Source organism: Kitasatospora sp. NPDC034533 (assembly GCF_055575155.1).
Map to the genome: position 1 here is coordinate 126,810 of NZ_JBVITE010000014.1, position 17,521 is coordinate 144,330.

The 17,521-nt window shown below is 77.4% G+C and carries 1 protein-coding gene; it reads left to right on the forward strand.

From position 1 onward, the window contains the following. Nucleotides 1–94: 94 nt before the first annotated feature. Nucleotides 95–17,512 (forward strand): non-ribosomal peptide synthase/polyketide synthase, encoded by a 17,418-nt coding sequence (locus tag ACZ55U_RS13400; protein WP_465525696.1) that lies wholly within the window; start codon nucleotides 95–97, stop codon nucleotides 17,510–17,512. The last annotated feature ends 9 nt before the right edge of the window (nucleotides 17,513–17,521 follow it).

Genomic DNA, 17,521 nt, shown 5'->3' on the forward strand with positions numbered 1-17,521 from the left:
CGCCGTCACATCCTCTCCCTCCCCGGACCCGGGGGGCCGGCCACCGCCCGCCCCGGCGTCCCGTCGCCGCCCCCCATCGGAAGGACCTTCCGCCATGGCCGACCGGCCTGCCCAGTCCGCACGCCCGTCCGTTCCGCCGCAGGCCGGCGGCGCCGCCACCACGCCCGGGTGCCGGACGCTCGACGCGCTGTTCGCCGCCCAGGCGGCCCGCACCCCGCACGCGCCCGCGGTGACCGACGGCCCGCGCACCTGGACGTACCGGGAGCTGGCCGAACGGGCCAACCGGCTGGCCCGCGAGCTGAGGCGGCGCGGCGCCGGGCCGGAGCGGACGGTGGCGCTGGTCCTGCCGCGCTCGATGGAGCTGATCGCCGCCGAGCTCGCCGTCGTCCGGGCCGGGGCCGCCTTCCTGCCCGTCGACCCGGCCTACCCGGCCGAGCGCCGGGCCCTGATGCTCGCCGACGCCGCCCCCGCGATCGTCCTGGACGACCCGGGGGCCGTCCGCGACGTCCTGGAGACGGGCGGGCCCGCCGGCCCGCCCGTCGCGGCCGGAACCGGCCCGGACCACCCGGCGTACGTGATCTACACCTCGGGCTCCACCGGGACGCCCAAGGGCGTGGTGGTCACCCACCGGGGCATCGCCGGCTTCACCGGGGCGGCCGTGGAGAACTACGCGCTGCGGCCCGGCGACCGGGTCCTCCAGTTCTCCTCGCCCAGCTTCGACGCCTCCGTCCTGGAGCTGTTCCTCTCCGTCCTGACCGGCGCCACCCTGGTGGTCCCGCCGCACGGCCCCTGGCTGGGCGAGGAACTCGCCGCCGTCCTGGACGAGCACCGCATCACCCACACCCTGATCCCGCCCGCCGCCCTGGCCACCGTGCCCGCCGGCGCGGGCCGGCACCTGCGCACCCTGATCGTCGGCGCCGAGGCCTGCCCCGCCGAACTGGTCGACCGCTGGGCGCCCGGCCGGCGCATGATCAACTCCTACGGCCCGACCGAGGCCACCATCGTCGCCACCTGGACCGGCCCGCTCACCGCCGGCACCGGCTCGCCCACCATCGGCGCTGCCCTGCCGCACACCCGGGCGTACGTGCTCGACGAGGCCATGCGGCCCCAGCCGCCCGGCACCGACGGCGAGCTGTACCTCGGCGGCGAGGGCGTCGCCCGCGGCTACCTGCGCCGCCCCGGCCTGACCGCCGCGCGCTTCGTCGCCGACCCCTTCGGGCCGCCCGGCGCGCGGCTCTACCGCACCGGCGACCGGGCCCGCCGGAACGCCGACGGGGAACTGGAGTACCTCGGCCGGCTCGACCGGCAGGTCAAGGTCCGCGGCTTCCGGATCGAACCGGGCGAGATCGAGGCCGCGCTGCGCGCCCACCTCGCCGTCGACCAGGCCGTCGTCGTGGTCCGCGAGGACCAGCCCGGCCACCCCCGGCTGGTCGGCTACGCCACGCCCGCCGATCCCGAGCAGGCCCCGGACCCGGCGGAACTGCGCACCGCCCTGGCCGCGACCCTGCCCGCCCACCTGGTGCCCGCCGCCGTCGTCGTCCTGGACGCGCTGCCCCTCACCCCGCAACTCAAGGTCGACCAGCGGGCGCTGCCCGCGCCCGCCCGGCAGGCCGCCACCGGGCACCTCGCCCCGCGCACCGAGCGGGAACGCGCCCTGGCCGCCATCTGGGCCGAGGTGCTCGGCCTCGACGCGGTGGGGGCGGGCGACGACTTCTTCGACCTGGGCGGCGACTCCATCCTCGCCGCCCGCACCCTGGCCCGGATCACCGAGCGGCTGGGCGTCCGGCTCACCCTGCGGGACGTCTTCACCGCCCGCACCGTCGCAGACCTCGCCCCGCTGCTCGACCGGCCGCCCACCGCCGCGCCGCCCCGGCCGATCCCGCCCGCCCCGCGCGGCGAGCCGCTGCCGCTCTCCAGCGCCCAGCGCCGGCTCTGGTTCCTGGAGGACCTCAACCCCGGCGGCGGCGAGAACAACACCGGCGCGGCGCTGCGGCTGCACGGCCCGGTCGACCACCAGGCCCTCGGCCGGGCGCTGCACCGGCTCGCCGCCCGCCACGCCTCGCTGCGCACCACCGTGGCCACCGTCGACGGACAGCTCGTCCAGCGCGTCGCCGAGCGGGCCGAACTCCCGCTGCGCACCGAGGACCTGGGCGCGCTGGCAGCCGAGGAGCGCACCGAGGCCGCCGAACGCCTGCTGGCCGAAGAGCTGGCACGGCCCTACGACCTGGCCCGGGGCCCGCTCACCCGGGCGCTGCTGATCCGGCTCGGCGCCCACGAACACCTGCTGCTGCTGGCCCAGCACCACATCGTCACCGACGGCTGGTCGGTGGGCGTGCTCACCCGCGAACTGGCCGCGCTGCACCGGGCGGAGGCCACCGGCGAACCGGACGCCCTGCCCGAACCCGCCCTCCAGTACCCCGACTTCGCGCTCTGGGAACAGCGCGGCACGACCGACCACACGGCGGACCTCGCGTACTGGAAGCGCACCCTGGCCGGCCTGCCGACCCTGCGGCTGCCCACCGACCGCCCCCGGCCCGCCCAGCGCACCACCCACGGCGCGGCGCACCGCCACCACCTCCCGGCCGAGCTGGTGGACCGGCTGCGCCACCTCGCCGCGGGCCGCGGCACCACCGTGTTCACCCTCTTCGCCGGGGCGTGCGCGCTGCTGCTCTCCCGGTACTCCGGGCAGCGGGACGTGGCCCTCGGCACCGTCACCAACGGACGCGAGCGGCGGGACCTGGAGGAGGTGACCGGCTTCTTCGTCAACACCGTGGTGCTGCGCGCCGACGTGGACGAACGGGCCACCGTGGACGGCTTCGTGGAGAGCACCCGCGCCGCCCTGCTGGACGCCTTCGCCCACGCCGGGGCGCCCTTCGACCGGGTGGTCGAGGAGCTGGCCCCGCCCCGCGACCCCAGCCGGACCCCGCTGGTCCAGGTCGCGGTCGTCCAGCAGACCCCCGCCGCCCCGGTGCCCGCCGGCGGCCTGCGCTTCGAGGACCACCCGCTGCCCCGTCCGGCCGCCCGCTTCGACCTGGTGCTGGAGTTCACCCCGCAGGAGGGCCAGGGCTGCACGCTGACCGTGGAGTACAACACCGACCTGTTCGAGCGGCGGACGGTGGCCGCGCTGGCCGCCCACCTGCACCGGCTGCTCGCCGGGATGGCGGACGGGCCGGGGCGCACCCTCGCCGAACTGCCGATGATCCCCGAGGAGGAGCAGCGCGCGCTGCTGGACTCCTGGCGGGCGCCCTCGGCCGGCGGCCGGGGCTATGTCCTCGACCGCGCCATGCGCCCCCAACCCGTCGGCGTCCCGGGGGAGTTGTACCTGCCGGGCGGTGGCCCGGATCGGGCGGGGGAGATCGCCGACCCGTTCGGCGCGCCGGGGGAGCGGCTCCACCGCACCGGGCAGCTGGCGCGCTGGCGGGCCGACGGCGAACTGGAGCACCTCGGCCCGGTGGCCGAGCAGGACCGGGAGGAGGAGCGGACCGGCGCCGGTCCGGCCGCGCCCTCCGCCGTGCGCCACGCCGCCCCCCGCCACGTCGCCCCCCGCACCTCCGCCGAACGGGCGCTCGCCGGCATCTGGGCGGACGTCCTGCGGCTGGAGCGGGTCGGCGCGGACGACAACTTCTTCGACCTCGGCGGCGACTCCATCCTCGGCATCCAGGTGGTGGCCCGCTCCCGCCAGGCCGGACTGCCGCTGACCTCCCGGGACCTCTACCGCCACCAGACGGTCGCCGCCCTCGCCCGGGCCGCCGAGGACGCCGAGGCCCCGGCCGCGCCCGCGCCGGTCGCCGCGACCGGCGAGGCCGTCCCCACCCCGATCCAGCGCTGGTGGCTGGAGCGGGCCGCCGGCCGCGCCGGGCACTTCGGCCAGGCGCTCTCGCTGCTGCTGCCCGAGGACCTGGACCGGGCGGCCCTGGAGGCGGCCCTCAACGACCTGGTCGCCCACCACGACGCGCTGCGCTCGGCCTTCACCGGACTCGACGGCGCCGGCGCCTCCCGCTGGCGGATCGCCGAGCCGGGCCCCCGGATCGCCCTCGCCCGGCACACCGGACCGGACGGGGACACCCCGCACTTCGGCCCGTACGACCTGGGCGGCGGCGAGCCGCTGCTGCGCGCCGTGCTGCACGAGCGCGCCGAGGGGCTGCCCCCGGTGCTGCACCTGGCCGTGCACCACCTGGTGGTCGACGGGGTCTCCTGGCGGGTGCTGCTGGAGGACCTCGACACCGCCTACCGGGCCCGCCGGGAGGGCCGGGACGGAGCCGGAGCCCTGCCCGCCAAGTCCTCGCCGCTGCGGCAGTGGGCCGAGCGGCTGAGCGGCTTCGCCGCCCGGGGCGGCTTCGAGGACGAGAGCGAGTACTGGGCGCGGGCGCTCCCGCAGCGGCCCGCCGCCGAGCCGTCGCCCCACGGGCCGTCGGCCGCCGAGCCGTCGCCCCACGGGCCGTCGGCCGCCGAGCCCTTCCCCGCCGACCTCCCGGGTCCTGACACCTACGGCACCGAACGGTCTGTCACCGTCCGGCTGAGCGCCGCCGACACCGCCGCCCTGCTGCGCACCCTGCCCGACACCTACCGCACCCAGGTCAACGACGTGCTGCTCAGCGCCCTCGGCCGGGCGCTGTGCGGAGCGAGCGGGCTGGAGCACGTCGTGGTGGACGTCGAGGGCCACGGGCGCGAGGAGCTCTTCGCCGACCTCGACCTCAGCCGTACGGTCGGCTGGTTCACCACCCGCCACCCCGTCGCCCTGGCCGTGCCCGCCGGAGCCGACTGGGACACCGTGCTCAAGCGGGTGAAGGAGCAGCTGCGCGCCGTCCCCCGGCGCGGCCTCGGCTTCGAGGCGCTGCGCCACCTGGGCCGCCCCGGCACGGCGCCCGCGGCCCCGGCCGCCCGGATCGGCTTCAACTACCTGGGCCGGATCGCCCTCCCGGACGACCCGGACGGCCTGTTCCGCGGCACCTTCCGGCCGCTGGAGCTGGACGCCGACCCGCGCACCGAGCGCCCCCACCCGCTGGAGGTGGTCGGCCGGCTCGACGGCGGGGCGCTGGAGTTCACCTGGTTCCACTCCGCCGCCGTCCACCACGGCGAGACCGTCGAGGCCCTGGCCCGGCGCTTCGCCGAGGAACTGGCCGACCTCGCCCGCCACGCGGCCCACCCCGGCGCTGCGGGCCGCACCCCGTCGGACTTCCCGCTGGCCCGGCTCGACCAGACGGCGGTGGACCGGATCACCGGCGCGGACCCGGCGGCGGTCGAGGACGTGCTGCCGCTCACCCCGACCCAGTCCGGCATGCTCTTCCACGGCCTCGCCGAGGAGGACAGCGGCGCCTACTTCCAGCAGCTGGACTTCCTCCTGGAGGGCGTGCCCGACCCGGAGCGCCTGGCCGAGGCCTGGCAGTGGGTCACCGACCGGACCGACGTGCTGCGCGCCCGCGTCCGCTGGCAGGACGTGCCCGAGCCGCTGCTGGTGGTGCAGCGGCGGGCGGCCGTGCCGGTCACCCACCTGGACTGGCGGGAGCTGCCCGAGGAGGAGCGCCGCGCCCGGTCGGCCGAGCTGCTGGACCGCGACCGCGCCCGCGGCCTGGACCTCGCGGTGGCCCCGCTCCAGCGGCTGGTGCTCATCCGGCTCCCGGAGGGCCGGGTGCGGGTGCTCTGGTCCTTCCACCACCTGGTCCTGGACGGCTGGAGCCTGTTCCAGGTGCTCTCCGACGTCTTCGCCGTGCACGCCGCCCTCGGCCGGTCCGGCGGGGAGGTCCCGTACGGCACCGTGCCGGAGCGCCGGCCGTACCGCGAGTACCTGGCCTGGCTGGGCGGGCGCGACCACGCGCGGGCGGAGCGGTACTGGAGTGGCCGGCTCGCCGGGCTCACCGAGGCGACGCCGCTGCCGTACGACCGCGAGCCGGTGGGCAACCACCGGGCGGAGTCCACCCGGGCCGTGCCGTTCACCCTGCCCGCCGCCGCGACCGAGGCGCTGGAGGACCTCGCCCGGGGCTCCGGACTGACCCTCAACACCCTCGTCCAGGGCGCCTGGGCCGTGCTGCTGGGCCGCCGGGCCGGGCGGGCCGAGGTGGTGTTCGGCACCACCTCCTCCGGGCGGCCGCCCGAGCTGCCCGGCGTCGAGGCGATGACCGGCCTGTTCATCACCACCCTGCCGGCCCGTACCACGGTGCCCGCCGAGGGCACCCTGGTGGACTGGCTGCGCACGGTGCAGCGGGAGCAGAGCGAGGACCGGCGGCACGGCTTCGTGCCGCTCACCCGGCTGCGGGCCGCCACCGGACTGCCCGAGCAGAGCGCCCTGTTCGACAGCCTGGTGGTCTTCGAGAACTACCCGGTCGACGAGGAGGCGGCCTGCGCGCACGGCCTGCGGCTGAGCGACCTGGACGGGATCGAGACCACCAACTACCCGCTCGCCCTGCTCGCCTACCCGGGCCCGGAGCTGTCCCTGCGGCTGTGCTACGACCCGAGGCTGTTCGACGGGTCCACCGTGCGGCGGCTGGCCGGGCAGCTCACCGCCGTGCTGACCGCAATGCCCGGGGGCGCCCACCGCCCGCCCGCGCGGCTGCCGCTGCTGACCGGGGAGGAGCGACGGCGCGTCCTGGTCGACTGGAACGCCACCGCCGTCGAGCAGCCCGCGGGCGACATCGCGGAACTCTTCGCCGAGCAGGTGCTCCGCACCCCCGGGGCGATCGCCCTGGAGACCGCCTCGCGGCGCCTGACCTACCGCGAACTCGACGCCCTGGCGGCCGGGTTGGCCGGCCGGCTGACCGCGCTCGGGGTCCGGGTGGAGCAGCCGGTCGGGGTGCTGATGGAACGCTCCGTCGACCTGGTCGTCGCCCAGCTGGCGCTGGTCCGCACCGGCGGGGTCTTCGTGCCGCTGGACGGCCGGGCTCCGCGTGAGCGGCTGCACCGGATGCTCGCCGAGGCGGGCGCGGAGCTGCTGCTCACCGACGCCCACTGGGCCGGCACGGCGGCCGAACTCCTCGGCGGGGGGCGGGTGGTGAGGGTCGACGAGCCGGAGCACCGGCCGTCGGCCGAGGGGCCCGCCGTGACGCCCGCCGTGGCGGCCGTCCACCCCGACAACGTCCAGTACCTGATGTTCACCTCCGGCTCCACCGGCACCCCCAAGGGCGTCGCGGTGCGCCGCCGGGACGTCGCCGCGCTCGCCCTGGACCGCGCGTTCGCCGGCCACGACCGGGTGCTGGTCCACTCCCCGCACGCCTTCGACGCCGCCACCTACGAGCTGTGGGTGCCGCTGCTGCGCGGCGGCACCGCCGTGCTGGCCCCGCCACGGGACCTGGACGCCGCCGCCGTCCGGCACGCCGTCACCGAACAGGGCGTGCGCTGCCTGTGGCTGACCGCCGGCCTGTTCCGGCTGCTCGCCCAGGAGGACCCGGGCTGCCTGCGCGGCGCCCGGGAGGTGTGGACTGGCGGCGAGGCGGTGCCCGGCGCCGTCGTCCGCAAGGTCCTGGCAGCCTGCCCCGGCCTCACCGTGGTCGACGGCTACGGCCCGACCGAGACCACCACCTTCGCCACCCGGCGGGCCTTCCGCTCCGGCGACGAGCTGCCCGCCGTGCTGCCGATCGGCCGCCCCCTGGACAACACCCGGGCGTACGTCCTGGACGGCGCGCTCCAGCCGCAACCCCCGGGCGTCACCGGAGAGCTGTACCTCGCCGGAGCCGGGCTCGCCCGGGGCTACGCGGGCCGCCCCGGCGAGACCGCCGCCCGCTACCTCGCCGACCCGTTCGGCCCGCCCGGAACCCGGATGTACCGCACCGGCGACACCGCCCGGTGGAGCGAGGACGGCGAACTCCACTTCGTGGGCCGCGCGGACGACCAGATCAAGATCCGGGGCTTCCGGATCGAGCCCGCCGAGATCGAGGCCCGGCTCACCGCCCACCCGGCCGTCGCCGAGGCGGTGGTCTCGCTGCACGAGGACGCGATAGGCAAGCGGCTGCTCGCCCACCTGGTGCCGGCCGGGGCCGAGCCGCCCACCGCCGCCGACCTGCGCGCCCACCTGGCCGCCGGCCTGCCCGACTACATGCTGCCCGCCGCCTTCGTCACCCTGCCCGAACTCCCGCTCACCGCCAACGGCAAGGTGGACCGCAGGCGGCTGCCCGCCCCCGAGCGGTCGGCGGGCGGCGACCGCCCCCACCGCGCCCCCGGGACCGAGCGCGAACGCCTGCTCGCCGGGATCTGGGCGGAGCTGCTCGGGGTGGAGCGGGTCGGGCTGGACGACGACTTCTTCCTGCTCGGCGGCGACTCCATCCTGAGCATCCAGGTCGTCTCCCGGGCCCGCGCCGCCGGCCTCGCGCTCTCCCCGCGCGACCTGTTCCGCCACCCCACCGTCGCCGCGCTGGCCGCGGCGGCCGGCAGCGCCGTCACCGTGGCCGGCACCGAACCGGTCAGCGGCGAGGTCCCCCTGACCCCGATCCAGCACTGGTTCCTCGACCCGAACCCGCCGTACGCCGGCCAGTTCGACCAGTCCGTCCTGGTGGAGGCCCCCGGCGCCGTCGACCCCCGGGCCCTGCGCCGCGCCCTGGCCGCCCTGTGGGCCCACCACGACGCGCTGCGCTCCCGCTTCACCCGCGCCGAGGACGGCGGCTGGCGGCAGCACTGCGCCCCCGCCGACGAGGCCGCGCCCGACCTGCTGGAGGTCTGCGAGCCGGGCGCCCCGGAGGAGCCCGGGGAGCGCTCGTTCCGGCTGGACGGCGGCCCGCTGCTCACCGCCCGGCTGCTGCCCGGCGGTGGCGCCCGGCCCGACCGGCTGTCGCTGGCCGTCCACCACCTGGCCGTCGACGGCGTCTCCTGGCGGGTGCTGCTGGAGGACCTGGAGACCGCCTACCGCCAGGCCGTCGAGGGCCGCCCGCTGCGGCTGCCCGCCCGCACCACCTCCGTCGCCGCGTGGGCCCGCCGGCTGGCCGAGCACACCGCCGCCGGCGGCTTCGCCGGGCAGCGCGACCACTGGACGGCCGCCGCCCGGGCCTGCGCCGAGCCGCTACCGGTGGACGGCGAGGGCGGCAACACCGCCGCCGACCTGCGCGAGGTGACCGTCCGGCTGGACCGCGAGCGCACCGACGCCCTGTTGCGCCAGGTCCCCGGGGTCTACCGGACCCGGATCGACGACGTGCTGCTCACCGCCCTCGGCCGGGTGCTCGCCGAGTGGACGGGGAGGCCCACCGTCGCGGTCGGCCTGGAGGGGCACGGCCGCGAGGACCGGCTGTTCGAGGGCCTCGACCTGTCCCGTACCGTCGGCTGGTTCACCTCGCTCCACCCCGTCGCCCTCGACGTGCCGGCGGGCGACTGGGGCGCCGCCCTGAAGTCCGTCAAGGAGCAGTTGCGGGCGGTGCCGGACCGAGGCCTCGGGTACGGCGCGCTGCGCCATCTCGCCCGGGACGGGGCGCTCGCCGACGCGCCCGCCCCCGGCGTGAGCTTCAACTACCTGGGCCGCTTCGACTGGTCCGCCGACGGCGCCGCCCTGGTCCGCGCCGTCCCCGGCGGCCTCGGCGGCACGGAGGCTCCCGGCACCGAGCGCCCGCACCTGCTGGACGTGGTCGCCCGGGTCGAGGACGGCAGGCTGGAGATCGGCTGGTACCACAGCGCCGGGCGGCACCGCCCGGACACCGTCACCGCCCTCGCCGAGGCCATGCTGCGCGCGCTGGAGGAGATCGTCGCCCACTGCGCCGAGCCCGGCGCGGGAGGCCGCACCCCCTCGGACTTCCCGCTGGCCCGGCTCGACCAGGCGGCGGTGGACCGGATCGCCGGGGACGGGCGCGGCGTCGCCGACATCCACCCGCTGACGCCGATGCAGGCCGGGATGCTCTTCCACAGCCTGCTGGACCCGGACGGCGACACCTACGTCAACCAGGTGCGCCTGGTGCTCACCGGAGTCACCGACCCGCACGCGCTGGCCGAGGCCTGGCAGCAGACCGCCGACGCCAACGCGATCCTGCGCACCCGGCTCAGCTGGCAGGACGGCGCCGAACCGCTCCAGGTCGTCCAGCACCGGGCCGCCGTCCCCGTGGCCCACCACGACTGGACCGGCCGCCCCGCCGAGCAGGTCGAACGGGACACCGCCCGGCTGCTCGCCGAGGACCGGGCGGCCGGGATCGACCTGGCCGGCGCCCCGCTGCTGCGGCTGACCCTGATCCGGCTGACCGCGACCAGCGTGCGGCTGGTGTGGACCTTCCACCACGTGCTGCTGGACGGCTGGAGCGCCGCCCAGGTCTTCGACGAGGTCTGCGAGCGCTACGCCGCGCTGACCTCCGGCCGCCGGCCCGTCCTGGTCGAGCGGGCGCCCTACGCGGACTACCTGCGCTGGCTGTCCGGCCGGGACGGGGCGGAGGCCGAACGCTACTGGCGCGCCACCCTGGCCGGCTTCCCCGCCCCCACCGAACTGCCCCGGGACCGCCGCCCGGCCGGCGCCCACCGCGCCTCCTCCTCGGCCACCGTACGGGTCGCCCTCGGCCCCGAGCTGTCCGAACGGCTGCGCTCCACCGCCCGGCAGGCCGGGCTGACCGTCAACACCGTGCTCCAGGGCGCCTGGGCGCTGCTGCTCTCCCGCTACGGCGGCGGGGACGACGTGGTGTTCGGCACCATCGTCTCCGGCCGGCCCGCCGAACTGCCCGGCGTCACCTCGATGGTGGGACTGTTCATCAACGCCCTGCCGACCCGCGTCCGGATCGACGGCCGCCGCCCGCTGCTGGACTGGCTGCGCGAGGTGCAGGACAGCCAGTCCGAGGCCCGGCGGTACGACGCCGTCTCGCTGGCCCAGCTCCAGAACTGGAGCGAACTGCCCGGTGGCACCGCCCTGTTCGACAGCATCGTGGTCTTCGAGAACTACCCCTTCGACGCCGGTTCGCTGAGCCGGCACGGCCTCGGCGTGGAGACCGAGAGCGTGCTGGAGCCGACCAGCTACCCGCTCAGCGTGGTGGTGGCCCCCGGCGCGGACATCGAGGTCAGCCTCGACCACGACCCGGCCGTCTTCGACACCGCCACCGTCGAAGGACTCGGGGCGGGCCTGCGCACCCTGCTGGCCGGTCTGGCGGCCGGCCTCGACCGTCCGGCGGGCGAACTGCCGCTGCTGGAGCCCGACGAGGGGCGCGAACTGCTGGAGCGCCTCGGCGGCGCGGTGCGCCACGCGCCGGGGGACACACTGCCGGAGGCCTTCGCCCGGCAGGCCGCCCGCACCCCCGACGCCCCGGCGGTCCGCTCCGGCGAGGTCCTGCTGAGCTACCGGGAGCTGGACGAGCGCTCCAACCGGCTGGCCCGGCTGCTGATCGAGGCCGGGGCCGGGCCCGAGCGCTTCGTCGCGCTCGCGCTGCCGCGCACCGCCGAACTGGCCGTCGCCCTGCTCGCGGTGCTCAAGAGCGGCGCCGGGTACCTGCCGGTCGACCCCGGGTACCCGGCCGAGCGGATCGCCTACCTTTTCGAGGACGTCCGGCCCGACGCCGTGATCACCGACGCCGCCGCCCGGGACCGCCTGCCGGACGGCCCGTTCACCCGGATCGTGCCCGACGACCCGGCCTGCCGGGACCGGCTGGCCGCCGCCCGCGCCGACGCCGTGCGCGACGGGGAGCGGCGCGGCGCCCTGCGGCCGGAGCACCCCGCGTACGTCATCCACACCTCCGGCTCCACCGGCCGGCCCAAGGGCGTCGTGGTCGCCCACGCCTCGGTGCTCGCCCTGACCGACTGGGCCGCCGCCGAGTTCGCCGGGCGCGGCCTGGAGCACGTGGTCGCCGCCACCTCGCTCAACTTCGACGTGTCGGTGTTCGAGATCTTCGCGCCGCTGCTCTCCGGCGGCTGCGTCGAACTCGTCCGCGACCTGCTGGCCCTCGCCGAACGCCCCGGCCCCTGGCGGGCCGGGCTGATCAGTGCGGTGCCCTCGGCCCTCGGCGGACTGCTCGCCGACGGCGCCGCGCGACTCGCCGCCGACACGGTGGTCCTGGCGGGCGAGGCCCTGCCCGCCCGGACCGTGCGCCGGGTCCGCGAAGCCGTCCCCGGCTGCCGGGTGCTGAACGCCTACGGCCCCACCGAGGCCACCGTCTACGCCACCGCCCACACCTGCGACCCGGCCGACCCGGACCGCGACCCGCCGATCGGCCGGCCGGTCGGCGGCGCCCGGGCCTACGTCCTGGACGAGCGGCTGCGCCCCGTGCCGGTCGGCGCGCCCGGGGAGCTGTACCTGGCCGGCACCGGCGTGGCGCGCGGCTACCTGCGCCGCCCCGGGCTGACCGCCGCCCGCTTCCTGCCCGACCCGTACGGCCCGCCGGGAGCCCGGATGTACCGCACCGGCGACCGGGCGCGCTGGAGCGCCGACGGCGGCCTCCACTACCTCGGCCGGGCCGACGACCAGGTCAAGGTGCGCGGCTTCCGGATCGAACTCGGCGAGGTCGAGGCCGCGTTGGCCCGCCACCCGCGGGTCGCGGCCGCCGCCGCCCGGGTGGTCGACCAGGACGGCCACAAGCGGCTGGTCGGCTACGCGGTGCCCCGCGCGGGCGCCCTGCCCGACCCGGCCGAGTGGCGGGCCTTCCTCGGCCGCACCCTCCCCGACCACCTGGTGCCCGCCCTGGTGGTGCCGCTGGAGCGGCTGCCGCTGGGCGCCACCGGCAAGCTGGACCGGCGCGCGCTGCCCGCGCCGGTGTGGACCGCGACGGCCACCGGCGGGCACCGAGCGCCGCACGGCGAGGCCGAACAGGCCCTGGCCGCGATCTGGCGCGAGGTGCTCGGCGTGCCCGAAGTCAGCGCGGACGACAACTACTTCGCGCTCGGCGGGGACTCCATCCTCGGCATCCAGGTCGTCTCGGCGGCCCGCCGGGCCGGTCTCGCGCTCACGCCCCGGCACCTGTTCGCCCACCAGACCCTGGCCGAACTCGCCCGCGCCGCCGAGCGGTCACCGCGCCCCGGACCCGGCGCCGAACAGGGCGCCGAACAGGGCGCGGTAGTCGGCGAGGCCCCGCTCACCCCCGTCCAGCACTGGCTGCTGGACACCCTCGACGGCGACCCGGCCCGGCTCACCCAGTCCGTCTCCTTCACCCTCGCCCCCACCGGTGACGAGAGCACCCTGCGGGCCGCGCTGGCCGCCGTCCTGGAGCACCACGACGCGCTGCGGCTGCGCTTCGAACCGCTCGCCGACGGCCGGTGGCGCCAGCACGGCACCGCACCCGGCCAGGCGCCCGAACTGCGCCGGCACCGGCTGCCCGCCGCCGAGGGCGAGGAGCGCGAGGCCGTGCTGCACCGGCTGGGCGAGCAGCTCGCCGAGGGCTTCGACCTGGCCGCCGGACCTCTGCTGCGGGCCGCCCTCTGCCGCTTCGACGGCGACCCCCGCCCGGTGCTGCTGCTGGCCGCGCACCACCTGGTGGTGGACGCGGTGTCCTGGCGCATCCTCCTGGAGGACCTGGAACGCGCCCACCGCGCGCTGAGCGCGGGCGAGCGGCCCGACCTCGGCGCCAAGAGCACCTCCTTCCGGGCCTGGGCCGAACGGCTCGCCGCGCACACCGCCGCCGGCGGCTTCGACGCCGAACTCCCGTACTGGCGAGGGATGGTGGACGAAGGCCTGCCCGTCGACCTGGACGGCGCCAACACCGCCGACACCGAGGAGTCGCTGACCTTCACCCTCGGCGCCGAGGACACCCGCCGGCTGCTCCGGGACGTCCCGGAGGCCTACCGCACCCGGGTCAACGACGTGCTGCTCTGTGCCCTCGGCCGGGTGCTGGCCCGCTGGACCGGACGGGACCGGGTGGTCCTCGCCCTGGAGGGCCACGGCCGCGAGGAACTCTTCGACGGCCTCGACCTCTCCCGCACCGTCGGCTGGTTCACCACGCTCCACCCCGTCGCCCTGGACGTCCCCCCGGACGCCGACACCGGCACCGCCCTGAAGGCCGTCAAGGAGAGCCTGCGGGCCGTCCCGCACGGCGGCCTCGGCCACGGCGCCCTGCGCCACCTGCGGCCCGCCCCGGAGCTGGACCTGCCGCAGCTCGGCTTCAACTACCTGGGCCGCCAGGACCGGACCGCCACCCCCGGCGGGCTGCTGCACGCCCCGGCCGGCCCGCTCACCGGAGGCATGGACCGCACCGCCCGCCGCCCGCACCTGCTGGACGTGCTCGGACGGGTCGCCGAGGGCCGGCTCTCCTTCACCTGGTCCTACTCCCGCGCGGTGCACCACCGGGGCACGGTCGCCCGGCTGGCCGCCGAACTGCTGGACGAGCTGCGGGAGATCGTCCGCCACTGCGCCGAACCCGGCGCCGGCGGCCGTACCCCCTCGGACTTCCCGCTGGCCGGCCTCGACCAGGCGGCCGTCGACCGGCTGGCCGGCACCGGGCGGGAGGTGACGGAGATCCAGCCGCTCACCCCCACCCAGACCGGCATGGTGCTGCACGGCCTGGACGAGGCCGAACACGGCCTGTACGTCGAGCAGATCACCTTCGTGCTGGACGGCGCCCGGGACGTCGGAACGCTGGCCGCCGCCTGGCAGCACGTCGTGGACCGCACCCCGGTGCTGCGCACCTCGGTCGTCCTGAGCGAGGTGCCCGTGCCGCTCCAGGTGGTCCACCGGAAGGCGCCGCTCCCGGTCACCGAGCACGACTGGAGCCACCTGGGCGCCTCGGAGCGCGAGAGCCGCCTGGAGGAACTGCTCGCCGAACAGCGGGCCCGCCCGCTGCCGCTGCACCGGGCGCCGCTGCTGAAGCTCGACCTGGTGCGGCTCGGCCCGGACGCGGTACGGGTGGTCTGGGCCTTCCACCACGTGCTGCTGGACGGCTGGAGCGTCTTCCACGTCCTCGCCGACGTGCTGGCCGCCCACGCCGCGCTCGCCCGGGGCGAGCGGCCCGCCCTGCCCGAGCGCCGGCCCTTCGCCGACTACGTCCGCTGGCTCGCCGCCCGCGACACCGGCGCCGCCGTCGAGCACTGGCGCGCCGCCCTGGCCGGCCTCGCGGCCCCCACCGCGCTGCCCTACGACCGCCGGCCCGCCCAGGGCGACACCGCCCGCTCCGGGACCTGGCTCTCGCACCGGCTGGACGAGGCCGCCACCGGGCGGATCCAGGAGTTCGCCCGCCGCCACCGGCTCACCCTCAACACCGTGGTGCAGGGAGCCTGGGCGCTGCTGCTGTCCCGCTGGAGCGGGGAGGAGCGGGTCTGCTTCGGCACCACCGTCTCCGGCCGCCCCGCCGACCTGGCCGGCTCCGACACCATCGTCGGCCTGTTCATCACCACCCTGCCCGCCCGGGTCGCCGTCGACGGCCGGCAGCCGTGCGCCGACTGGCTGCGCACCCTCCAGGAGGAGCGGGCCGAGGACCGCCGGTTCGACCACCTGCCGCTGGCGCGGATGCACGGACTGAGTGGACTCCCGCCGGGCACCGAGCTGTTCGACAGCCTGGTGGTCTTCGAGAACTACCCGGTCGGCGACGCCACCGCCGGTGCGCACGGCCTGCTGGTGCGCGAACTGGACGCCCGGGAGGCCACCAACTACCCGCTCACCGTGGTCGTCTCCCCGGCCGAGCGGCTCGCCGTGGAACTCGGCTACGACCCCCGCTACCTCGACCCGGAGACCGCCGGAGCACTGTCCGCCCAGCTGCTGCACACCCTGTCCGCCCTGGCGGACTCCGACGGCGCCACCCGGCTGGACGACCTGGACCTGCTGCCGCCCGGCGAACGGCGCCGGCTGCTGCACGGCCCGGCCCGCCCGGCGCTCGCCCCGCCGCCCCCGGCGACGCTGCCCGCCCTGGTCGAGGCCGCCGCGGACCGGTGGCCGCGGGCCGTCGCCCTGAGCGCGGCCGGACGGGAGCTGACCTACGCCGAGGCCGAGGCCCACGCCAACCGCCTCGCCCACCGGATGATCGCGCGCGGCGCCGGCCCCGGGCGGACCGTCGCCCTGCTGCTGCCCCGTTCGGCCGACATGCTGCTCGCCGAACTGGCGGTGGCGAAGACCGGCGCCGCCTTCCTGCCCGTCGACCCGCACTACCCCGAGGAACGGATCGCGGTGATGCTGCGCGACGCGGCCCCGGCGCTCACCCTGGACGCCAAGGAGGTGGCCGACCTGCTGGCCGCCGATCCGCACGGCGCGCCCGGCCACCGCCCCACCGACGCCGACCGCACCCGCCCGCTGGACCCGGACGACCCCGCCTACGTCATCTTCACCTCCGGCTCCACCGGCACCCCCAAGGGCGTCGTGGTCACCCACCGCGGCCTGGCCGGCTTCGCCGCCGCCGAGGCCGAGCACTACCGAGTCGCCCCGGGGGACAGGGTGCTGGCCTTCGCCACCCCCAGCTTCGACGCCTCGGTGCTGGAACTGTGCCTGGCCCTGCCGCACGGCGCCCGGCTGGTGGTGCCCGAGCCCGGTCCGCTGCTCGGCGCCCACCTGGCCGAACTGCTCCGGGAACAGCGGATCACCCACACCCTGCTGCCGCCCGCCGCCCTGGCCACCCTGCCGGCCGATACCCCCGGAAGCCTGCCCGCGCTGAAGACCCTGATCGTCGGCGCCGAGGCCTGCGGCGCCGACCTGGTCGCCCGCTGGGCCCCGCACCACCGGATGGTCAACTCCTACGGGCCCACCGAGGCCACCGTGGTCGCCACCTGGTCGGCGCCGCTGACCGCGGACGGCACCGCCCCGCCGATCGGCCGCCCGCTGCCCGGCACCGGCGCCTACGTGCTGGACGCCCGGCTGCGGCCGGTGCCCGACGGCGTCCCCGGCGAGCTGTGGCTGAGCGGACCGGCCCTGGCCCGCGGCTACCTCGGCCGCCCGGGTCTGACCGCCGCCCGCTTCACCGCCGACCCGTACGGCCCGCCCGGCGGCCGGATGTACCGCACCGGCGACCTGGTGCGCCGCGACCGCCACGGCGAACTGCACTACCTGGGCCGCGCCGACCACCAGCTGAAGCTGCGCGGCCACCGGATCGAGGCGGGCGAGGTGGAAGCGGTGCTGGTGCGCCACCCGGCCGTGCTGGACGCGGTGGTGAGCGTCCGGGAGGACGAACCCGGGCTGCCCCGGCTGGTCGCCCACCTGCTCGCCGCCCCGGGCGTCGAGCCGCCGACCGGCGCCGAGCTGCGCGCCCTGGCCGCCCGCTCGCTGCCCGGCCACATGGTCCCCTCGGCCTTCGCGGTGCTCGACCGCTTCCCGCTCACCGCGAGCGGCAAGACCGACCGGGCGGCGCTGCCCGCCCCCGGCCCGGACGGGGCCGGGCCGGCCGAACGGGTCGCGCCCCGCACCCCCACCGAGGAGGCCGTGGCGGAGATCTGGGCCGAGACCCTGCACACCGCCGTCGGCGCCACCGACGACTTCTTCCAGCTGGGCGGCGACTCGATGCGGGCCCTGCTGATCGCCTCCCGGGCCAACGACGCCTTCGGCGTCACGCTCACCCCCCGCGACGTGCTGGTCTCCCGCACCGTGGCCGCTCTGGCGGACCTGGTGGAGGACCTGGTGCTGAGCGAACTCGAAGCCGCCGCGCCGGCCGGGCCCGACGAAGCCGCCGCCGCTCCGGCCGCCCCCGACACGACCGCCGCACTGGACGGCCCCGACGATGACGAACGGTGAGGAGCCGAC

Excerpts from the sequence above, each read along its gene's own strand:
- ACZ55U_RS13400 (WP_465525696.1), top strand. The coding sequence starts at position 95 with ATGGCCGACCGGCCTGCCCAGTCCGCACGCCCGTCCGTTCCGCCGCAG.